Source organism: Streptomyces sp. CNP082, assembly GCF_059570535.1.
In genome coordinates this window covers 31,420-51,853 of record NZ_JCANSZ010000029.1, presented here as the reverse complement: position 1 = coordinate 51,853, position 20,434 = coordinate 31,420, and the positions used below count along the sequence as shown (strand labels likewise).

Genomic DNA, 20,434 nt, shown 5'->3' with positions numbered 1-20,434 from the left:
GCGCCCCGGCCGACCGCGGACTCCCCGCCCGAGCCCGAGGCGGAACCCGAACCCGCCGGCGTACGCGGGCCCGCCGGCGTACGCGGGCCTGCTGGCGCCTCCGGGCTTGCGCCCGCGCCGGGGCTTGGGCTCGTATCCGGGCTTGCGCCGTTTGTGCTCGTGTCCGGGCCTGCGGCCATCTCCGGGCTTACGCCGGAGTCCGGGCCTGCGCCCGCCTCCGACCCCGCCGCCGGCCCCGAGCCTCCGCCGACCGCCCCACCTGCCCCGGCACCCCCGCCCCTTCGGGCCCCGGCGGCAGACTCCGCCCCTCTACCAGCCCCCGCATCCCTGATCCCCCCGGGCCCCCCGGCGCCCCCCGCACCCGCGGCGCCCCCCGCACCCGCAGCGCCCCCGGCGCCCCCCTCCCCGGGCGCCGTCCGCAACACCCCGCTCATGTCGTGGACCGCCTGCCACGTCCCCCGCCACGTCCCCGTCACCTTCGACTTCCCCGTCCGCGGCGTGTACGGCACCGGCAGCTCCGCGATCCGCCACCCCGCGTCCGCGGCCCGTACCACCGTCTCCAGCGGGTACCCGCTGCGCCGGTCCGCCACCTCAAGACCCAGCAGCGCCGCCCGCCGGGCAGCCCGCATCGGGCCCAGGTCGTGCAGCCGCACCCCCGTGCGGCGGTACAGCATGCGGGCCAGCGCCGCGTTGCCCGCGCGGGCGTGCAGGGGCCACGCTCCGCGCGTGGTCGGGCGGCGGCGGCCGAGGACGAGGTCCGCCGTACCCGCCGTGATCCGGCCGGTGAGCAGGGGCAGCAGGCCCGGGTCCAGGGAGCCGTCGCAGTCGCAGAAGCAGACCAACTCGGCCGTGGCCGCCCGCAGGCCCGCCGCGCAGGCGGCGCCGAAGCCGCGCCGCGGCTCGGGTACGACGGTGGCGCCGAGGGCGCGGGCGAGCTCGCCGGAGCCGTCCGTGGAGCCGTTGTCGACCACGATCGCGCGCCAGCCTGCGGGGATACGGGCCAGGACCCAGGGCAGCGCGGCGGCTTCGTCCAGACAGGGGAGTACGACGTCGGTCATGGCCACCACCCTACGAGCGCAAAAGCCGCATATCGGACGCAAGTTTCTTACGAATCACGGACGTCGCCCGCCGCCGTCCGTTCGGCCTCCACCCGCCGCCCCGGCCGTGCCACGCTGGCGTCATGGACCCCGTCCCGCCCGCCCGGCCCGGGCCCCCCGGCCGCCCGGCCCGCGTGCTCGTCGTCGACGACGACCCCACCGTCGCCGAGGTCGTCGCCGGCTACCTCGACCGCGCCGGCTACGCCGTCGACCGCGCCGCCGACGGCCCGCAGGCGCTGGCCGCCGCCGCGTCCGCGCGCCCCGACCTCGTCGTACTCGACCTGATGCTGCCCGGCATGGACGGCCTGGAGGTCTGCGCGAAGCTGCGCGCCACCGGCCCCGTACCGGTGATCATGCTCACCGCCCGCGGCGACGAGGACGACCGCATCCTCGGCCTCGAACTGGGCGCCGACGACTACGTCACCAAGCCCTTCAGCCCGCGCGAGCTGGTGCTGCGCGTGGAGTCCGTGCTGCGCCGCAGCCACGCCGCGGCGGCGCGCGGCGGCGAACTGACCGGCGCCGGGCTCACCTTGGACCCCGCGGCGCGCCGGGCCGCCAAGCACGGGGCGGAGCTGGCGCTGACGCTGCGGGAGTTCGACCTGCTCGCGCACTTCCTGCGGCACCCGGGGCGGGTGTTCGGGCGGGAGGAGCTGATGCGGGAGGTGTGGGGCTGGGAGTTCGGCGACCTGTCGACGGTGACCGTGCACGTGCGGCGGCTGCGCGGCAAGGTGGAGGACGACCCGGCCCGGCCGCGGCTGATCACCACGGTCTGGGGCGTCGGCTACCGCTTCGACACCGCCGGAAGCGACACCGCAGGCAGCGACACCGCCGGAAGCGACACCGCCGGAGGCGACACCGCCGGGGGCGACACCGCCGGAGGCGACGCCCCCGGAAGCGACACCCCCGGAGGCGCCCCGTCATGAACGACATCCTCCTCATGGCCGTCTTCGCCTTCCTCGGCGCCGCCGTCGCCGGTCTCCTCGGCGCCGTCGCCCTGCGCCTGCTGCGCAACCGCTCCCTCGTCGTCTCCGTCTCCGTCGTCGCCGCGACCGCCGTCACCGCGATGCTCCTCGGCACCCTCGCCGTGGCCAACGCGATGTTCCTGTCCGGCCACGACCTCACCGTCGTCAGCATCGTCATCCTCATGGCCGCGGTCGTCGCCCTCGTCACCGCCGTCCTCCTCGGCCGCTGGGTCGTCGCCCGCAGCAACGCGCTGGCGGCGGCCACCCGCTCGTTCGGCGACGCCTTCGCCGAAGGCGGCTCCTTCGCGCCCCCCGCGGGCGGCGCGACCGCCGAGCTGGCCGCGCTGAGCCGGGAGCTGGCGGCGACCGCCGAGCGGCTGGCGCAGTCGCGGCAGCGGGAGCGGGCGCTGGACGCCTCCCGGCGCGAGCTGGTCGCGTGGATCTCGCACGATCTGCGTACGCCCCTGGCCGGGCTGCGTGCCATGGCGGAGGCGCTGGAGGACGGCATGGCCGCAGAACCCGGCCGCTACCACCGGCAGATCAGGGCCGAGACCGAGCGCCTGGACGCCATGGTCGGCGACCTCTTCGAACTCTCCCGCATCCACGCGGGCAGCCTCGCGCTCGCGCCCACCCGGATGTCGGTGTACGACCTCGTCGGCGACGCGCTCGCGGGCGCGGATCCGCTGGCGCGCGAGCACGGCGTACGGCTCGTCGGCGAGCCGCCGGCGCCGGGGGCGGCGGTGCCGGTGGAGGTCGACGGCAAGGAGATGACCCGGGTGCTGGGCAACCTCCTCGTCAACGCCATCCGCCGCACCCCCGCCGACGGCACGGTCGCGGTGACGGTCGGGTTCCGGGAGCGGGACGGCGCGGCGGTGGTCGTCTCGGTCACCGACCAGTGCGGCGGCATCCCGGAGGAGGACCTGGCGCGGGTCTTCGACACCGGCTGGCGCGGCAACCACGCCCGTACGCCGGTGCCGCCCGCGGGGGCGGGTCTTGGGCTGGCGATCGTGCGGGGGATCGTCGAGGCGCACCGCGGTCGCGCGGAGGTACGCAACGTGCCGGGCGGCTGCCGCTTCGAGGTGACCCTCCCCGCGGCGGTGGGCTGACCGCCGCACGCCCCGTCAGGGCGCCGCCCCCAGCGGCGCCTTCGCGAACTCCGCCACCCCGTCCTCGAACCCCACCGCCGGCCGCCACCCCAGCTCCGCCCGCAGCCTGGCGGAGTCCGCCGTGATGTGCCGTACGTCCCCGAGCCGGTACTCGCCGGTGACCGTCGGCGCCGGCCCGCCGTACGCCGCGGCCAGCGCCGTCGCCAGCTCGCCGACGGTGCGGACGTCCCCGCTGCCCGCGTTGTACGCGGCGAGCGTCCCCGGCACCGCCCCCGCCCCTTCGCCGCCTTCGCCGCCTTCCCCGGCCACCGCCTCCAGCGCCCGGACGTTGGCCTGGGCGACGTCCCGTACGTGGACGAAGTCCCGCCGCTGCGCCCCGTCCTCGTACACCCGCGGCGCCTCCCCCCGCGCCAGCGCGGAGCGGAAGAAGGACGCGACGCCGGCGTACGGGGTGTCGCGGGGCATCCCGGGGCCGTAGACGTTGTGGTACCGCAGCGACACCGCACGCGCGCCGGTGACGCGCGTCCACACGCCCGCGACATGCTCCTGTGCCAGCTTCGTCGCCGCGTACACGCTCCGCGGGTCCGCCGGCGCGTCCTCCCGCACCAGACCCGGCCGCAACTGGGCGCCGCAGCGCGGGCACCGCGGCTCGAAGAGCCCGCCCGCGAGGTCCGCCGCCGCCCGCGGCAGGGGCCGTACGGTGCCGTGCTCCGCGCAGTCGTAGCGCCCCTCCCCGTACACGACCATCGACCCCGCCAGCACCAGCGCCCGCACCCCCGCCTCCGCCATCGCGGCGAGGAGCACGGCGGTGCCGAGGTCGTTGACTCCGACGTACGCCGGCGCGTCCGCGAAGTCCTCCGTGAGGCCGACCATCGCGGCCTGGTGGCAGACCGCGTCGACGCCGGCGAGCGCCGCCGCGACCGTGTCGCGGTCCCGCACGTCGCCGCGCCGGAACGGGACGCCCGGCGGCTCGGCGCCGCCCGGGTCCCGTACGTCCAGCACCACCGCCTCGTGCCCCCGCTCCGCGAGGGCGGAGACCACGTGCGAACCGATGAACCCGGCGCCGCCGGTGACGAGTACGCGCATGCCGCGAGCCTAGGGTCGCCGGCCGCGGCGGACGGCCGCTGCCGCGCCCGCCGTCACACTCCGGTAAGACTCGCTGGTGGGACCCGGGCAGGCGGCATCCCTATCCAGCATCAAGGCAGATATTCCTACTCCTTCGAGCGATTGCTGCCGCTTTGCGGCGAACCCTAGCTTCGGTGCCATGACGACCTCGCCAGAAGAAACGTCCGCGTCCGTCGAACCCCCCGCCCGCCTCAGCCTCGACACCGCCGCCGCGCGGAACCTGACGACCACCACCAAGACGCCCCCGCAGATGCAGGGGATCTCCTCCCGCTGGCTCCTCAAGGTGCTGCCGTGGACGGAGGTCAAGGGCGGTGCGTACCGGGTGAACCGGCGCCTGACCCACACGCTCGGCGACGGACAGGTCGAGTTCACCTCGGTCGGCGACGACGTGCGCGTCATCCCGCAGGAGCTGCGCGAGCTGCCGCAGTTGCGCGCGTTCGAGGACGAGGAGGTGCTGACGGCGCTGGCCGGCCGGTTCGCGCAGCGGGAGGTGGCGCCGGGGGACGCGGTGGTGTCCGCCGGGGCGGCGGCGGACCAGGTCGTGCTCATCGCGCACGGGCGGCTGGAGCGGGTCGGCGCCGGGAAGTACGGGGACGAGACGGTGCTCGGCGTCCTCGCCGGCGGCGACTGCGTCGGCGGGGAGGTGCTCCTCACCGCCGGCGGCACCTGGCCGTTCACGGTGCGGGCCCAGACCCGCGGCACGGTGCTGGTCCTCACCCGCGCCGCGCTGGAGGAGCTGCTGGCCCAGGCGCCGGCGCTGCGCGAGCACCTGGAGGCGTTCCGCGACATCCCGCGGCAGCGGCAGAACAGCAAGGGCGAGGCCGAGATCGAGCTGGCCTCCGGCCACCGCGGCGAGCAGGACCTCCCGGGCACGTTCGTGGACTACGAGCTGACGCCCAGGGAGTACGAGCTGGAGGTCGCGCAGACCGTGCTGCGCGTCCACAGCCGGGTCGCCGATCTGTACAACGACCCGATGAACCAGGTCGAGCAGCAGTTGCGGCTGACCGTCGAGGCGCTGCTCGAACGCCAGGAGCACGAGCTGGTCAACAACCGCTCCTTCGGCCTGCTGCACAACGCCGACCTCAAACAGCGCATCCACACCCGCTCGGGCCCGCCCACGCCCGACGACCTGGACGAGCTGATCTCCCGCCGCCGGCAGACGCGCGTGCTGCTGGCGCACCCGCGGGCGATCGCGGCCATCGGCCGGGAGTGGAACAAGCGCGGCATCTACCCGCCGCGCACGGAGTACCTGGGCAGCGAGGTCAACAACTGGCGCGGCATCCCGCTGCTGCCCTGCAACAAGATCCCGGTCACCCCGGAGGGGACCAGCTCGGTGATCGCGATGCGGCTCGGCGAGGCGGACCAGGGCGTGGTGGGGCTGCACCAGACGGGGCTGCCGGACGAGATCCGGCCGGGGATGAACGTCCGGTTCATGGGGATCAGCGACAAGGCGATCATCTCGTACCTGGTGAGCGCGTACTTCTCCGCGGCGGTGCTCGTCCCCGACGCGCTCGGCATCCTGGAGGACGTCCAGATCGGCGGCAACTGACCCGTACGGGCGGGCGTCCGGCCGGCGCGGCGGAGACGACCGCGCCGGCCCCGCCCGGGACCCGGCAGGGACCCGGCCCCGGCCCGGCCGGAGGCTCAGCCCGGCCACGCCCAGTCCGCCACCTCCGGCAGGTCCGTGCCGTGCGCGCGGATCCAGGCGTGGTGCCGGCCCCGGACGTCCTCCATCCGCTGCCGCACCGCCGCCGCCCGCACGGCCAGCCCCGGGACGCGGTCGATGACGTCCATCACCAGCCGGTAGCGGTCGAGGTCGTTGCGTACGACCATGTCGAACGGCGTGGTCGTGGTGCCCATCTCCTTGTAGCCGCGCACGTGCAGTTGGTCGTGCCCCGCGTGCCGGTAGGCGAGCCGGTGGATCAGCCACGGATAGCCGTGGTACGCGAAGATGACCGGGGTGTCGCGGGTGAACACCGAGTCGAACTGCCGCGCCGTCATCCCGTGCGGGTGGTCCTCGTGCGGCATCAGCCGGGCCATGTCGACGACGTTGACGACCCGTACCGCCAGCTCCGGCAGGTGCTCGCGCAGCAGCGCCGCCGCGGCCAGCACCTCCTGCGTCGGCACGTCCCCGGCGCAGGCGAGGACCACGTCCGGGGCCTGGCCGGGGCGTTCGGTGCCGGCCCACTCCCAGATGCCGACGCCGCGCAGGCAGTGCGCGCGGGCCTGCTCCAGCGTCAGCCAGTCGAACGACGGCTGCTTGCCGGCGACGACGACGTTGACGACGTCGCGGGTGCGCAGCACGTGGTCGGCCACGCACAGCAGGGTGTTGGCGTCCGGCGGCAGGTAGACCCGGACGACGCCCGGGCTCTTGTTGAGGACGTGGTCGACGAAGCCGGGGTCCTGGTGGCTGAAGCCGTTGTGGTCCTGGCGCCAGACGTGCGAGGTCAGCAGGTAGTTGAGCCCGGCGACCGGCGCGCGCCAGGGCTCCTCCTGCGCGGTCTGGATCCACTTGATGTGCTGCGCGGCCATGCTCGCGACGATGTGCGCGAACGCCTCGTACGACGAGAAGAGGCCGTGCCGGCCCGTGAGGACGTACCCCTCCAGCCAGCCCTGGCACAGGTGCTCGGAGAGCACCTCCATGACCCGGCCGTGCGGCCCGTGGTGCTCGTCGGTCCGCTCCGTCTGCGCCTGCCACGCCCGGTCCGTGACCTCGAACAGCTCCTGCAGCCGGTTGGACGCGGTCTCGTCCGGGCCGAAGACGCGGAAGTCGCGGCGCTCGGCGGTGTCGGCCATCACCTGCCGCAGCATGGCGCCGAGCACCCGGGTCGGCTCGTGGAGCCGGACGCCGGGCCGGTCGACGGCGACGGCGTACGTGTCGGGCCCCGGCAGCGGCAGCGTGCGCAGCAGCCGGCCGCCGTTGGCGTGCGGGTTGGCGCCGAGGCGGCGGTCGCCGTGCGGCACGCAGGCGAGCACCTGGCCGCTGGGCCTGCCGTCGGCGCCGAAGAGCCGCTGCGGTTCGTACGAACGCAGCCACCGCTCCAGCTCGGCCAGGTGCTCGGGGTTCTCGCGCACCTCCGGCAGCGGCACCTGGTGGGCGCGCCACGTGCCCTCGACCGGGGTGCCGTCCACGTCCTCGGGGCCGGTCCAGCCCTTGGGGGTGCGCAGCACGATCGCCGGCCAGCGGGGCCGGCCGCGCAGCCCGCCCTTCGCGCGCGCGGCCTGCTGGAACTCGGCGATCCGGTCGAGGGCGGTGTCCATCGCCGCGGCCATGTCCTGGTGGACGCGCGCGGGATCATCTCCGCTGACGTACAGGGGCTCGTGGCCGTAGCCGCGCAGCAGCTCGTCCAGCTCGCTCTGCGGGATGCGGGAGAGCACGGTGGGGCCGGCGATCTTGTAGCCGTTGAGGTGCAGGATGGGCAGCACGGCGCCGTCGTAGGCGGGGTCGAGGAACTTGTTCGCGTGCCACGACCCCGCCAGCGGCCCGGTCTCCGCCTCGCCGTCGCCGATGACGCAGGCCGCGACGAGGCCGGGGTTGTCGAAGGCCGCGCCGTAGGCGTGCGCGAGCGAGTAGCCCAGCTCGCCGCCCTCGTGGAACGACCCGGGCACCACGGGCGCCACATGGCTCGGCGTCCCGCCGGGGAAGGAGAACTGCCGGAACAGCCGCGCCATCCCGGCGGCGTCGCGCGAGACGTCGGGGTGCACCTCCCCGTACGAGCCGTCGAGCCACGCGCCGGCGTAGACGGCGGGACCGCCGTGGCCGGGGCCCCAGACGCAGACGGCGTCGAGGTCGCGGGCGCCGATGACGCGGTTGAGGTGGGTGTAGACGAGGTTGAGGCCGGGGCAGGTGCCCCAGTGGCCGAGCAGCCGCGGCTTGATGTCGCCGGGCGTCAGCGGCTCGGTGAGCAGCGGGTTGCGGGTGAGGTAGATCTGGCCCGCGGCCAGGTAGTTGAGGGCGCGCCAGTGGGCGTCGAGGTCGGCCAGCTCCTGCTTCTTCATCGTCGTCCCATCGACGAAGGGGGGTAGGCGGTACAGCCCAGTCTTACGCCCGGGGCAGGGCCGCCACCCGACGGCGCGCCGCGCGCGCCTCCCGGCCCCGGACGGTCCCTCTCGCACCCGAATGGCGGGCACGGCTCGCGCGGAACAGGGGGTACGGGTGGGACAGACTGCCACGTATGTGGACGGCGAACCCGGGGACCGGTGATCCGATGGCCGTGTCGGTGTCGGTCGTGCTGCTGCTCTCCGTGCTGGCCATCGTGTTTCTGCGCAGCGGCTCGCTGAAGACCTCGCACGCGGTGGTCTGCGTGCTCCTCGGCTTCTATCTGTCCGGGACCACCGTGGCCCCCACGATCCAGTCCGGTCTGCAGGCCACGGCGAACGTGGTGAGCAGCATCCGGCCGTGAATGTGGCCGTACCGGGAACTATTCGGTACCGCCTTGTGCGTTGAACCACCCGGGGGACCTTGGTGGACGCCTGATAGGAATCAAGCGGGCACGCTGTGTGCACGTGCATTTGCGCGTGCACCTAGCCGCCAACACAGCTATGATCCCCGACAGTTGACACTGGCAACCACCTTGGAGAAGCGCTGTGGCCCACGCATACAACGGCATTGCGGCCAGAGATCTTCACGGCGCCGCCTGGCAGAAGAGCCGGCACAGCAACTCGCAGGGTTCCTGCGTCGAGTTCGCCAAACTTCCTGGCGGTGAGATAGCCGTTCGCAATTCCCGATTCCCCGAAGGACCCGCGCTCGTCTACACCCGTGCCGAGGTGGAGGCGATGCTGCTGGGCGTCAAGGACGGAGAGTTCGACCACCTTGTAGCTGACTGACAACCCCCCATTTCCCGGCTGCCCCGCGCGCTTCTGCCGCCCTTCGGGTCACACGGCAAGCCGGCTGCCATACGGATCCAGGATGAGATATCGCCCGTAGCGGGCGCTGATCGTGCTGCACACCCTCGGCCCGTATGGAATGCGAGCGCTTCCTTTCCGTCCGCGAACGGTTCCGGAGCGTGAATCACCCGGTATCCGGGGCACCGTGCGGTGTCGTCGTCGTGCCCGAGAGTTCCGGTTCCGTTACTCCGGCCCCACGGGCAGCGGGCAGCGGTGACGAGACGTACAGGGGGAGTACCGGGGGCGTCCAGGCGGACGTGCAGCGGACGTACAGCGGGGGAAGGGGACGGCCGCGCGGGACCCTGCGGCCGGGCGGCCGGGCGGCCCTTCGGTCAGTCGGCCGCCGGCCGCGGCAGGTGGAACACGGCCCACACGACCTTGCCGTGCAGCGAGCCGTCCAGCGGGTGCCAGCCCCAGCTGTCGCTGAAGGAGTCGACCAGGTACAGCCCGCGCCCGGACTCCGCGCCCACGTCGGCGACCCCGGCCACCGGGCTCGCGGTGCTCGGGTCGCGTACGGCGCACACCAGCCGGGACGACCAGCGCATCAGATGCAGCCGCACCGCTGTCTCCTGTCCGGCGTGCTCGTGTCCGGCGTGCTCGTGCTCGGTGTGGCCGTGCTCGGTGTGGCCGGTCAGGGCGTGCCGGAGCGCGTTGGTGACGAGTTCGGAGACGACCAGCGCGACGTCGTCGCTGAGGTCGGTCAGCTCCCAGTGCCGCAGGGTGTGGTGTGTGAAGGCGCGCGCGCCGCTGACGGACTCATGGCTGCCGGAGATCGCACAGGAGGCGGCGCCGTCGACGGCGCCGGAGTCCAGCGGGGGCAGCCCTCGCCATAAGGGCGCGAGCACGGCTGCTGCTTCGGTCCCCATGCGCGGCACTCCCCAGTCGCGTGCGTGTCTGTCGTCACCGTGCGGATGCCCATCGTTCCGAATGCTTATGGCAGATGCAAGGGCAGATGCACGTGCACGAGCGAGGATTGTCTAGCAACTTCCTGGTTCATGGGCATTGCCCGGCAAGATTTTCTCGGTTGGGTAACCGATCGGGCACGCAATGATACGGAGTGATGGCAGTATGGGCCGGTGGCGCCGGGGGCGTGCTGTTGCCATGTCGTTGTAAGTGCCATGTCGCCGAGGTGGGTGGAGGACTCCGATGGCCGTGGACGGATCAAGCGGATCGGTCGTGCGCCGTATCCTGCTGGGCTCACAGCTCAGACGGTTGCGGGAAGAACAGGGGATCTCACGCGACGCCGCCGGATACGCGATCAGGGCCTCGGAATCCAAGATCAGCCGGATGGAGCTGGGCCGGGTGAGTTTCAAGAGCCGAGACGTGGAGGACCTGCTCACGCTGTACGGCGTGACCGATCAGACCGAGCGCGACGCCCTCGTCGGTCTCGTCAGCGAGGCGAACACCGCGGGGTGGTGGCACAGCTACAGCGATGTGCTGCCCGGCTGGTTCCCCACCTATGTGGGACTGGAGTCGGCCGCCGCCGGTATCGACGTGTACGAGGTCCAGTTCGTGCACGGGCTGTTGCAGACAGAGGAGTACGCGCACGCGGTCGTGACCGCGGGCCTGCCCGTCTCGCCCGCCGAGGCGGACCGGCGCGTCGGCGCCCGGCTGGAGCGGCAGAAGCGGCTGTACGCCGAGCACCCCGCGCAGCTCAAGGTGGTGCTCGACGAGGCCGCGATCAGCCGCCCGTACGGCGGCCGGCAGGTGATGCGCAAGCAGTTGCAGCACCTGGTCGACGCCTCCGAGATGCCGAACGTGTCGCTGCGGATCATCCCGCTGGCGCAGCACGGCCACACCCCCGACTCCGGTGCCTTCACCATCCTGAACTTCCCGGAGGAGGACCTCTCCGACGTCGTCTACGTGGAGCACCTGACGAGCGCGCTCTACCTGGACAAGCCGGAGGATGTCGCGACGTACACGAAGGCCATGGACCTGCTGCGCGTAGCCGCCCAAGACGAGGCGGAATCACGGGAGTTGCTGCACCGGCACATCCGGGAGGTCTAGCGGGGCGCGGTTCGCGCACCAGTACGATGGCCTGTCAGCGGGCACAGCCGTGCCCGCCGTCCGCCGTGTGCAGGGGTGCAGCCGAGCTCATGTCTCTCTTCTCCGACCTGGCACTGCAGTACATCGACGGCAAGTGGTGCCCCGGCGCCGGCGCGTGGGACGTCATCGACCTCGACCCGTACACCGGTGAGCGGCTCGCGGCCGTCACCGTCGCCACCGCCGCCGAGGTGGACGCCGCCTACCGCGCGGCCGAGCGGGCGCAGCGGCCCTGGGCCGAGCGCTCGCCGTACGAGCGGCGGCTGGTCTTCGAGCGGGCGCTGCGGCTGGTGGAGGAGCGCGAGGAGGAGATCACCCGCGCGATCGTGCGGGAGCTGGGCGGCACGCTGCTGAAGGCCGCGTTCGAGATCGCCCTCACCAAGGACGTGCTGCGCGAGTCCATGTCGTACGCGCTGCGCGCCGAGGGCCGGGTCCTGCCGTCGCCGACGCCCGGCAAGGAGAACCGCGTCTACCGGCTGCCCGTGGGCGTCGTCGGCGTCATCAGCTCGTACAACTTCCCGCTCTTCCTGGCCGCGAAGTCCGTGGCGCCCGCGCTCGCGCTCGGCAACGGCGTGGTGCTCAAGCCGCACCGCTACGCGCCCGTCGTCGGCGGCACGCTGCTGGCGTGGCTGCTCCAGGACGCCGGGCTGCCGCCCGGGCTGCTGAACGTCGTCGTCACGGACACCGCCGAGATCGACGACGCCTTCATCGAGCACCCCGTGCCGCGCGTGCTGTCCTTCACCGGCTCCACCGAGGCCGGCCGGCACATCGCGGGCGTCGCCGCCCGGCACTTCAAGCGCACGGTGCTGCAGATGAGCGGCAGCTCGGCCGTCGTCGTGCTCGCCGACGCCGACGTCGACTACGCCGTGGACGCCGCCGTCTTCAGCCGCTTCGCCCACCAGGGGCAGGTCTGCATGGCCGCCAACCGGGTGCTGGTGGACCGGGCGGTGCTGGACGAGTTCGCGGAGAAGTTCGTCGCCAAGGCCGCCGCGCTGACCGTCGGTGACCCGTCCGACCCCGCGACCCAGCTCGGCCCGCTCATCGGCGCCCGCGAGGCCGCCGAGCTCGCCGCCCGGGTCGACGCGGCGCTCGCCGCCGGCGCCACCGCGCTGCTGCGCGGGCGCACGGACGGCACGCTGGTGGAGCCCACGGTGCTGACCGGGCTGCCGGCGGACAGCGAGCTGCTGCGGCGGGAGTTCTACGGGCCGGTGGCGTTCCTGCTGCCGTTCACGGGCGAGGACGAGGCGGTACGGATCGTCAACGACACCCCCTTCGGGCTGAGCGGCGCGGTGCACACCGGGGACCTGGAGCGGGGCGTGCGGCTGGCGGGGCGGATCGAGTCGGGGATGGTGCACGTCAACGACGGCACGATCCACGACGAGCCGGTGGTGCCGTTCGGCGGCGAGAAGTGCTCGGGCCTGGGGCGGCTGAACGGCGAGGCGACCGTCGACGCGTTCACGACGCTGAAGTGGATCTCCGTCCAGCACGGCCGGACGCAGTTCCCCTTCTGACGCGCCGTACGCGACCGTTACGCGGTCGTACGGCCGTTACGCGGTCGTACGGCCGGTTTCCGCGCGGGTCATCCGTTTGGCGGCGTGCAGGTCGCCCGGCCGCCCGGGGGCCTGGAGCATGGCGGTGACGGAATCCCCTTCCCGTACCCCGTGCCCCCTCCCGGACCTTTTCCGGACCTTCAGGACAGGAGACCTGCGATGACCGCTCCCACCGCCGCGAGGACCGCCCGCGACCTGATGCACGAAGGCTGTGAGTGCATCGACGCGACCGAGTCCGTCGCCACCGCCGCCGCGAAGATGCAGTCCATGGACGTCGGTGCGCTGCCGGTGTGCGGCCAGGACGGCAAGCTCACCGGCATGATCACCGACCGCGACATCGTCGTGAAGTGCGTCGCCCAGGGCCGTGACCTGACGACCTGCGCGGCCGGCGAGCTGGCGACCGGACGTCCGGTGTACGTCGACGCCGGCGCCCCGGTCGAGGACGTGCTGAACGCGATGGAGCAGCACCAGGTGCGCCGCGTACCGGTCATCGAGAACCACCAGCTCGTCGGCATGATCAGCGAGTCGGACCTGACCAACGGGCTGACGGACGAGCAGATGGCGACGTTCTGCCGCAGGGTGTACGCGGGCGGCCACCACTGACCCGTACCGCCCCTCACCGGACCGGGGCCGGGTTCCCGCGCGGGGAGCCCGGCCCCGCGCCGTGTGCCCCCGCGGACCCTGCTAGTCAAGGTTGACTAGGCTGGGGGCACATATCTCCGCGGAAGAAAAGGGGTCCCTTGTCCGCAACCCGCCTCCTGGTCCTGGGCGCCGTGCGCCGGCACGGCCGGGCGCACGGCTACCAGGTCCGGGCAGACCTGGAGTACTGGGGCGCCCACGAGTGGTCGAACGTCAAGCCCGGCTCGATCTACCACGCGCTCAAGCAGATGGCCAAGCAGGGCCTGCTGCTCGCCCACGAGGTGGCGCCCAGCACGGCCGGCGGCCCGCCGCGCACCGAGTACGAGATGACGGCCGAGGGCGACGCCGAGTACTTCCGGCTGCTGCGTGACGCGCTGCGCCGCCACGACCAGAAGACCGACCTCCTCACCGCGGGCGTCGGCTTCCTCGTCGACCTGCCGCGCGCCGAGGCCGTCGCGCTGCTCAAGGAGCGGGTCGCGGCGATGGAGGCGTGGCGCGCCCAGGTCCTGGCGCACTACTCGCCGAAGGACGACGAGGACTTCGGGCACATCGGCGAGATCATGCGCCTGTGGCTGCACACCGCCGAGGCGGGCGCCGAGTGGACCCGCTCCCTGATCGCGCGGCTGGAGGGCGGCGCGTACGTGATGGCCGGCGAGGGCGACCCGTGGGCCGGGATGGCGACGAGCCCGGAGGAGCCGGGCGCCCCGGACAGCCGCTAATCAAGTTTGACTAATTGCGGGCGCCGCGTTACCTTCGGCGCCGGTGGTCAAATTTGACTACCTGAGGGAGTGGAGGAGGCGTATGACGGCGATCCTCGCCGAAGGACTGCGCAAGACCTACGGGAAGAAGGGCGCCGCGAAAGCGGCGCTCGCCGGCCTGGACCTCGCGGTCCCCGCGGGCACGGTGCACGCCGTGCTCGGCCCCAACGGCGCCGGCAAGACCACGGCCGTACGGATCCTGGCCACCCTGCTGCGCCCCGACGCCGGCACCGCGCGCGTCGCGGGCCACGACGCCGTGCGGGACCCGGACGAGGTCCGCTTCCGCATCGGGCTGCTCGGCCAGCACGCCGCCGTCGACGAGGTGCTCAGCGGCCGGCAGAACCTGGAGCTGTTCGGCCGGCTCTACCACCTCGGCAGGACCGGCGCCCGGCGGCGGGCCGCGTCGCTGCTGGCGCAGTTCGGCCTCGACGGCACCGGTGACAAGCCCGTCGGCCAGTACAGCGGCGGCATGCGCCGCCGGCTCGACCTGGCCGCGAGCCTGATCATGCGGCCCCGGGTGCTCTTCCTCGACGAGCCGACGACGGGCCTCGACCCCCGCGGCCGTACGGAGGTGTGGCAGGCGGTCCGCTCGCTCGTCGGCGGCGGCACCACGGTGCTGCTGACCACCCAGTACCTGGAGGAGGCCGACCAGCTCGCCGACCGGGTCTCGGTCGTCGACCACGGCCGCGTCGTCGCCGAGGGCACGGCCGACGAGCTCAAGGCCCGGCTCGGCGGCGACCGCATCGACGTCGTCGTACGGGACGCGGACCGGCTCGGCGCCGCCGCGGCCGTCGTCGGCATGGCCGCCCGCGCCGAGGAGGACGACATCGAGGTCGACGCCGACACCCGGCGGATCAGCGCCCCGGTCGCCGACCGCATGGCGGCGCTGGCCGAGACCGTACGGGGGCTGGGCGCGGCAGGCGTGGCGGCGGAGGACGTGTCGCTGCGCCGGCCGACGCTGGACGAGGTGTTCCTCCACCTGACCGGCCGGAAGCAGGACTACCAGGACCAGGGGCAGAGCCAGGACCAGGACCAGGCAGACAGCAAGGCCACCGCCGGTGCCGCGCGCGCCGCGGCGGAAGGGAGCACGGTATGACCGCCACCGCCCTCACCGCCCCGCCGCCCGCCCGCACCGCAGCCGCCCGGCTGAAGTGGGCCGTAGCCGACGGGCTGACCATGACAGAACGCGGCTTCGCGCACTGGGCCCGCCGCCCGGGCCAGGCCGTGGTGAGCCTGGTCTTCCCGGTGATGATGCTGGTGGTCTTCACCTACCTGCTCGGCGGCGGCATGGCCGTCAGCGGCGGCGGCTGCTACCGCGAGTACCTGGTGCCCGGCATGCTCGCGCTCGCGATGTCCTTCGGGCTTGAGGCCACGATGGTCTCCCTCACCTCCGACCTCGGCAAGGGCGTCGTCGACCGCTTCCGGGCCATGCCCATGGCCCCGTCCGCCGTCCTCGTCGGCCGGGCGCTCACCGACATGGCCGAGTCGGTCGTCGGGCTCGCCGCGATGGCCGGCGCGGGGCTCGCCGTCGGCTGGCGCTGGCACGGTACGTGGGCGGAGGCGCTGGCCGCGTTCGGGCTGCTGCTGCTCCTGCGGTTCGCGATGCTGTGGGCCGGGATCTTCCTCGGCCTGGTCGCGGGCACGCCGGAGATGGTGCAGGCGGTGCAGGTGCTGGTCTGGCCGGTGGCGTTCCTGTCGAGCGCCTTCACCTCGCCGGAGACGATGCCGGGTTGGCTTGGCGCGGTCGCGGAGTGGAACCCTATGTCGGCGACGGCGGGCGCCATCCGCGAGCTGTTCGGCAACCCCGGCTGGACCGGCGGCTCCTGGGCCGCGCAGCACCCGGTGCTGCTGGCGGTTCTCTGGCCGCTGGCGCTGCTCGCGGTGTTCTTCCCGCTGGCGGTGCGCCGGTACCGGCGGCTGGGGCGCTGAGGGCGCTGAGGGTGCGTACGGGCAGGTGGCGGGCTGCGACCGCGGGCGTGGGCGACGGCGCCCCCGACCGCGGTGGCGCCCCCGCCGCGCGCCAGTGGCGCCTCGTTCGTACGACTTGACCCGATGTGCCGCTGTGCCTCCGTACCCTCCCGACCCCCCGGGGGCGTTCTTCATGCGCCCGACTTATGCTCGCGGGCGTAAACCTTTCGGCACGTCCGCGGGGGGTGATGGTCCAGTGGGTCAGGAGCCCGAACCGGATAACGGCGAAGACAAGCCGCACTCCGACGAGGCACACAGCGCGTTCACGCCGCCCTTCGGCGTGCCCCTCCCCCCGGCGCCCGAAGACGGGCAGACGACCTCCGAGTTCGCCCTCCCCGAGGGCATCGGCGAGCCCGCCGCCGAGGACCAGGGCGGCGGCTCCGGCTTCCGCCCCCCGCACGGCGGCCCCGCGGCTGCCGCCGGGGTCGGGCCCCCGCCGCCGCCCCCGCCCGCAACCGGTCCGCTGTCGCGATCGACGCCATGGCAGGACCGGATGCGTGTCATGCTCCGTACGCCCATGACGGAACGCCCCACACCCGAACGGACGCTGTCGCCCACCGAGGAACACGCGATGCCGGTGCCGCGCGTGCTCGACCTCACCCTGCGCATCGGCGAACTGCTGCTCGCCGGCGGCGAGGGCGCGGAGGACGTCGAGGCGGCGATGTTCGCCATCTCCCACGCCTTCGGCCTGGACCGCTGCGAGCCGACCGTCACGTTCACCCTGCTGACGGTCACGTACCAGCCGTCCCTGGTCGACGACCCCGTCACGCTGAGCCGCACGGTGCGCCGCCGCGGCACCGACTACAACCGGCTCTCCGCCGTCTACCGGCTCGTCGACGCCATCGTGGACGAGGCCGCCGCCGTCAGCCTGGAGGAGGCGTATCGCGGTCTCGCCGAGATCCGCCGCAACCGCCACCCGTACCCCAAGTGGGTCCTCACCCTCGCCAGCGGCGGCCTGTCGGGTGCGGCGGCGACCCTGGTGGGCGGCGGGCCGCTGGTGTTCTGCGCGGCGGCGATCGGCGCGATGCTGGGCGACCGGCTCGCGTGGCTGGCGGCCGGGCGCGGGCTGCCGGAGTTCTACCAGTTCGTGGCCGCCGCGATGGCCCCGGCGGCGGTCGGCGTCGCGCTCAACATCGCCGACATCGACGCCCAGTCCTCCGCCGTCATCACCGGCGGGCTCTTCGCGCTGATCCCCGGGCGCGCCTTGGTCGCGGCCGTTCAGGACGGGCTGACCGGCTACTACATCACCGCCTCCGCGCGCCTGCTGGAGGTGCTCTACCTCGTCGTCGGCATCGTCGTCGGCGTGCTGATCGTGCTCTACGTGGGTGTCCAGCTCGGCGCCGAACTGAGCCCGGACGCCGCGCTGCACCGCCAGGAGCGGCCGGTGATCTCGCTGCTCGCGGCGATGCTGCTGACGCTGGCGTTCGCGATCCTGCTCCAGCAGGAGCGTTCCACCGTGATCGCCGTGACCCTCAACGGGGGCGTCGCCTGGCTGATCTACGCGGTCATCGCCGACCAGGCGAACAAGTCGCCGGTGCTGGCCACCGCCCTGGCCGCCGGGCTCGTCGGGCTCTTCGGCCAGCTCTTCTCGCGCTACCGGTTCATCTCCGCGCTGCCGTACGTCACGGCCGCCATCGGCCCGCTGCTGCCGGGCAGCGCCACGTACTTCGGCCTGCTGGGCTTCGCCCAGGACGAGCTGAACGCCGGCGGGCGGTCGCTGCTGACCGCCGCCGCGCTGGCGCTGGCGATCGCGATCGGGGTGAACCTGGGCGGCGAGATGGCCCGGCTGTTCATGAAGCGGCCGGGCGAGAAGACGGCCCCCGCCCGCCGGGGCGCGAAGCGCACCCGCGGGTTCTAGGGGCCGTCACCGCCGCGTACCGCCGTGTCAGCCGCGTACCGCCCTGTCAGCCGGTCAGTGGTGGCCGCCCGCCGCCTCCAGCCGCTTCTTGGACGCCTCGATCTCGGCCTCCGCGTCCTGCCGGCCCACCCAACTGGCGCCTTCCACGGACTTGCCGGGCTCCAGGTCCTTGTACACCTCGAAGAAGTGCTGGATCTCCAGCCGGTCGAACTCCGACACGTGGTGGATGTCCCGCAGGTGCTCCACCCGCGGGTCGTGCGCCGGGACGCACAGCACCTTGTCGTCGCCGCCGGCCTCGTCGGTCATGCGGAACATGCCGATCGTGCGGCAGGCGATGAGGCATCCGGGGAACGTCGGCTCGTCCAGAAGGACCAGCGCGTCGAGCGGGTCGCCATCCTCTCCGAGCGTGCCTTCGATGAAGCCGTAGTCTGCCGGGTAGCTGGTCGAGGTGAAGAGCCGCCGGTCCAGGCGGATCCGGCCCGTCTCGTGATCCACTTCGTACTTGTTCCGCGAACCCTTCGGGATCTCGATGGTGACGTCGAACTCCACGGGTGGCTCTCCTTCAAGATCAGCATGGTTCAGATGATTAAGTGTCCCCCACGCAGCGGGGTGGTGGCGAAAGGGGCTGGTCCCTGGTGAGGGTCGGGGTCGCGGTGGCACGGCGGAAGGCCGCCCGCTGGGCACGGCACTGGACCCGGCGGTGGGAGGCGCAGCCCCTGGACACCCGTCGTACGGTGCGGCTGGTGGCCGCGTCCGGCGCGCTGGGCGGCGTCCTCGCCACCGGCGTGATCGCCGCGGCGGGTCCCTGGGACTCGGGTCAGCGTACGGCGGAGAGGCAGACGGCCGCGCGCGCCGACGCCGCCGCGGGCCGTACAGGTGACACGGATCACGACTCCTCCGACGGCGTACCGGGCGAAAGCGCCCCCGGCGACGGCTTCCAGGGCGCCGGCGCGGGCGCCCCGCGGGTGCTGACCCCGCTCGGCCCGCAGGACGGCAGCACGCCCGTCGGCACCCCGCGGCCGACCGGGGCCGGGCTCGCCAAGGAGCTGGAACCGCTGCTGAAGGACCCCGCGCTCGGCTCGCCGACCACGGCGGCCGTGTGGGACGTGACCACCGGCCGCGAGCTGTACGGGGAGCGCGAGACCACCGGCGTCGTCCCCGCCTCCACGGTCAAGCTGGCCACCGGCGCCGCCGCGCTGGCCGCCCTCGGCCCGGACCACCGCATCCCGACCGCGTCGCTCGCCGAGGGCCGGGAGGTCTTCCTCGTCGGCGGCGGCGACCCGACGCTGTCCGCGAAGCGGCTGGCGCGGCTGGCGCGGGACACGGCGCGGGAGCTGAAGGCGGACGGGGTCAGGAAGGTGGCCGTACGGTACGACGCCACCGCGTACGCCGGTGACGTCCTGCACGAGATCGGGCCGAACGAGAACATCGCGCCCGTCACCCCGCTGATGGTCGACGAGGCCCGCCTCGACGACTCCTGGCACGGTCCCGCGCCGCGCGCGACGGACCCGGCGCGGGACGCGGCGGACGCGTTCGCCGGGGAGCTGCGCGAGGCGGGCGTACGGGTCGCGGGCGAGCCGCGGGCCGAGCGGGTGCCGGAGGGCGCGGACGAGCTGGCGGCGACGTACTCGGCGCCGCTGGCGGAGCTGACCGAGCGGATGCTGACGTACAGCGACAACGACCTCGGCGAGGCGCTGGCCCGGCAGACGGCGATCGCGACGGGCCGCGACGCGAGCTTCACGGGCGCGGGGCGGGCGGTGGCGGGGCAGTTGAAGAAGCTGGGGCTGCCGGTGCGCGGGGCGCGGTTCGCCGACGGCAGCGGCATCAGCCGCGGCAACCGGGTCTCGGCGGACCTGCTGGCCCGGCTGCTGGTGACGGCGGCCGACCCGGACCGCCCGGAGCTGCGCTCGCTGCTGACAGGGCTGCCGGTGGCGGGGTTCAACGGCACGCTGGCCAACCGGTACGGGGACGCCGGCGCGGACGGCTCGGACGGCGGCGGCACCGCGGCGGCGCGGGGCGTGGTGCGGGCGAAGACGGGGACGCTGACGGGGGTCAACTCGCTGGCGGGGACGGTGGTCGACGCGGACGGGCGGCTGCTGGCGTTCGCGTTCTTCACGATGGACGCGACGGACCGCACGGGGGCGGGGGACGCCCTGGACCGGATGGCGGCGGCGGTGGCGGGCTGCGGCTGCCGCTGAGACCTGCCGCCGGGACCTGTCGCTGGGAACCTGCTGCTGGGACCTGCTGCTGAGACCTGCTGCTGAGACCTGTCACTGGGACCTCAGATTCCCCCTGAACCACGTTGTGTCGCAGGTGTGTTGCAACTCCCCGTCCGGTTATCCACAGGCCTGTGGAGGGGGGCTGCGGGATTTGCGGCCGATATGGCAGCATCCGAGGCATGTGATCGCGCGGGGCTGGCCAGAGCCCCGGGGCGGGCCTGC

The 20,434-nt window shown here is 73.6% G+C and carries 17 protein-coding genes and 1 pseudogene; 13 read left to right on the top strand and 5 right to left on the bottom strand.

Annotated features, from left to right (window positions below; translation table 11 throughout):
- Positions 1–389 precede the first annotated feature (389 nt).
- A pseudogene (locus tag B124_RS22285) lies at positions 390–1,058 on the bottom strand (glycosyltransferase family 2 protein); the annotation flags it as partial.
- Positions 1,059–1,180: 122 nt separating this feature from the next.
- Between B124_RS22285 and B124_RS22280 the strand changes: the two are divergent.
- Entirely contained in the window at positions 1,181–2,020 is an 840-nt protein-coding gene (locus B124_RS22280; RefSeq protein ID WP_496504682.1) for a response regulator transcription factor, read from the top strand.
- The gene (locus B124_RS22275; RefSeq protein WP_496504681.1) at positions 2,017–3,165 is read left to right on the top strand and encodes a sensor histidine kinase; all 1,149 of its coding nucleotides are present in this window, start codon (positions 2,017–2,019) and stop codon (positions 3,163–3,165) included. The genes B124_RS22280 and B124_RS22275 overlap by 4 nt, the downstream gene beginning before the upstream one ends.
- A gap of 15 nt (positions 3,166–3,180) precedes the next feature.
- On the opposite strand, the gene B124_RS22270 is transcribed toward B124_RS22275, so the two are convergent.
- Complete coding sequence (locus B124_RS22270) at positions 3,181–4,251, bottom strand: NAD-dependent epimerase/dehydratase family protein (protein WP_496504680.1); 1,071 nt, start codon at positions 4,249–4,251, stop codon at positions 3,181–3,183.
- Positions 4,252–4,429: 178 nt separating this feature from the next.
- Here B124_RS22270 and B124_RS22265 point away from each other — a divergent pair, with 178 nt between their 5' ends.
- A complete protein-coding gene (locus tag B124_RS22265; RefSeq protein WP_496504679.1) occupies positions 4,430–5,839 on the top strand; it encodes a family 2B encapsulin nanocompartment shell protein in 1,410 nt (469 codons plus the stop codon).
- 95 nt (positions 5,840–5,934) lie between these two features.
- On the opposite strand, the gene B124_RS22260 is transcribed toward B124_RS22265, so the two are convergent.
- The gene (locus tag B124_RS22260) at positions 5,935–8,406 is read right to left on the bottom strand and encodes a phosphoketolase family protein (RefSeq protein WP_496504678.1); all 2,472 of its coding nucleotides are present in this window, start codon (positions 8,404–8,406) and stop codon (positions 5,935–5,937) included.
- Between the two features lie 92 nt (positions 8,407–8,498).
- Here B124_RS22260 and B124_RS22255 point away from each other — a divergent pair, with 92 nt between their 5' ends.
- The gene (locus tag B124_RS22255) at positions 8,499–8,693 is read left to right on the top strand and encodes a hypothetical protein (protein WP_496504715.1); all 195 of its coding nucleotides are present in this window, start codon (positions 8,499–8,501) and stop codon (positions 8,691–8,693) included.
- A 184-nt stretch (positions 8,694–8,877) separates the two neighbouring features.
- The gene (locus B124_RS22250) at positions 8,878–9,117 is read left to right on the top strand and encodes a DUF397 domain-containing protein (protein ID WP_496504677.1); all 240 of its coding nucleotides are present in this window, start codon (positions 8,878–8,880) and stop codon (positions 9,115–9,117) included.
- A 392-nt stretch (positions 9,118–9,509) separates the two neighbouring features.
- Here the strand turns inward: B124_RS22250 and B124_RS22245 are convergent, their stop codons facing one another.
- Positions 9,510–10,043, bottom strand: a complete 534-nt coding sequence (locus B124_RS22245; protein ID WP_496504676.1) for an ATP-binding protein — start codon at positions 10,041–10,043, stop codon at positions 9,510–9,512.
- A gap of 280 nt (positions 10,044–10,323) precedes the next feature.
- Here B124_RS22245 and B124_RS22240 point away from each other — a divergent pair, with 280 nt between their 5' ends.
- The 7 genes from B124_RS22240 to B124_RS22210 all read left to right on the top strand — a co-directional run bounded on the left by B124_RS22240 (position 10,324) and on the right by B124_RS22210 (position 17,993).
- Positions 10,324–11,184, top strand: coding sequence for a Sco1979 family transcriptional regulator (locus B124_RS22240; RefSeq protein WP_496504675.1), 861 nt, complete (start codon positions 10,324–10,326; stop codon positions 11,182–11,184).
- Positions 11,185–11,273: 89 nt separating this feature from the next.
- Positions 11,274–12,731 (top strand): aldehyde dehydrogenase family protein, encoded by a 1,458-nt coding sequence (locus tag B124_RS22235; RefSeq protein ID WP_496504674.1) that lies wholly within the window; start codon positions 11,274–11,276, stop codon positions 12,729–12,731.
- 198 nt (positions 12,732–12,929) lie between these two features.
- Entirely contained in the window at positions 12,930–13,373 is a 444-nt protein-coding gene (locus tag B124_RS22230; RefSeq protein WP_496504673.1) for a CBS domain-containing protein, read from the top strand.
- A 137-nt stretch (positions 13,374–13,510) separates the two neighbouring features.
- Positions 13,511–14,128, top strand: a complete 618-nt coding sequence (locus B124_RS22225) for a PadR family transcriptional regulator (RefSeq protein ID WP_496504672.1) — start codon at positions 13,511–13,513, stop codon at positions 14,126–14,128.
- A gap of 82 nt (positions 14,129–14,210) precedes the next feature.
- Complete coding sequence (locus B124_RS22220) at positions 14,211–15,263, top strand: ATP-binding cassette domain-containing protein (protein WP_496504671.1); 1,053 nt, start codon at positions 14,211–14,213, stop codon at positions 15,261–15,263.
- Entirely contained in the window at positions 15,260–16,096 is an 837-nt protein-coding gene (locus B124_RS22215; protein WP_496504670.1) for an ABC transporter permease, read from the top strand. Before B124_RS22220 ends, B124_RS22215 begins: the two co-directional genes overlap by 4 nt.
- 235 nt (positions 16,097–16,331) lie before the next feature.
- Positions 16,332–17,993 carry a threonine/serine exporter family protein gene (locus tag B124_RS22210; protein ID WP_496504669.1) on the top strand — a complete coding sequence of 554 codons (1,662 nt, stop codon included), beginning with the start codon at positions 16,332–16,334 and terminating at the stop codon, positions 17,991–17,993.
- A 54-nt stretch (positions 17,994–18,047) separates the two neighbouring features.
- Here the strand turns inward: B124_RS22210 and B124_RS22205 are convergent, their stop codons facing one another.
- On the bottom strand, positions 18,048–18,542 hold the full coding sequence (locus B124_RS22205) for an inorganic diphosphatase (RefSeq protein ID WP_018835994.1): 495 nt from the start codon (positions 18,540–18,542) through the stop codon (positions 18,048–18,050).
- Positions 18,543–18,628: 86 nt separating this feature from the next.
- Between B124_RS22205 and dacB the strand changes: the two genes are divergently transcribed.
- Positions 18,629–20,191 (top strand): D-alanyl-D-alanine carboxypeptidase/D-alanyl-D-alanine endopeptidase, encoded by a 1,563-nt coding sequence (gene dacB / locus B124_RS22200; RefSeq protein WP_496504668.1) that lies wholly within the window; start codon positions 18,629–18,631, stop codon positions 20,189–20,191.
- The last annotated feature ends 243 nt before the right edge of the window (positions 20,192–20,434 follow it).

Excerpts from the sequence above, each read along its gene's own strand:
- B124_RS22245 (WP_496504676.1), bottom strand. The coding sequence starts at position 10,043 with ATGGGGACCGAAGCAGCAGCCGTGCTCGCGCCCTTATGGCGAGGGCTG.
- B124_RS22265 (WP_496504679.1), top strand. The coding sequence starts at position 4,430 with ATGACGACCTCGCCAGAAGAAACGTCCGCGTCCGTCGAACCCCCCGCC.
- B124_RS22230 (WP_496504673.1), top strand. The coding sequence starts at position 12,930 with ATGACCGCTCCCACCGCCGCGAGGACCGCCCGCGACCTGATGCACGAA.
- B124_RS22220 (WP_496504671.1), top strand. The coding sequence starts at position 14,211 with ATGACGGCGATCCTCGCCGAAGGACTGCGCAAGACCTACGGGAAGAAG.
- B124_RS22275 (WP_496504681.1), top strand. The coding sequence starts at position 2,017 with ATGAACGACATCCTCCTCATGGCCGTCTTCGCCTTCCTCGGCGCCGCC.
- B124_RS22235 (WP_496504674.1), top strand. The coding sequence starts at position 11,274 with ATGTCTCTCTTCTCCGACCTGGCACTGCAGTACATCGACGGCAAGTGG.
- B124_RS22255 (WP_496504715.1), top strand. The coding sequence starts at position 8,499 with ATGGCCGTGTCGGTGTCGGTCGTGCTGCTGCTCTCCGTGCTGGCCATC.
- B124_RS22215 (WP_496504670.1), top strand. The coding sequence starts at position 15,260 with ATGACCGCCACCGCCCTCACCGCCCCGCCGCCCGCCCGCACCGCAGCC.
- B124_RS22280 (WP_496504682.1), top strand. The coding sequence starts at position 1,181 with ATGGACCCCGTCCCGCCCGCCCGGCCCGGGCCCCCCGGCCGCCCGGCC.
- B124_RS22270 (WP_496504680.1), bottom strand. The coding sequence starts at position 4,251 with ATGCGCGTACTCGTCACCGGCGGCGCCGGGTTCATCGGTTCGCACGTG.
- B124_RS22240 (WP_496504675.1), top strand. The coding sequence starts at position 10,324 with ATGGCCGTGGACGGATCAAGCGGATCGGTCGTGCGCCGTATCCTGCTG.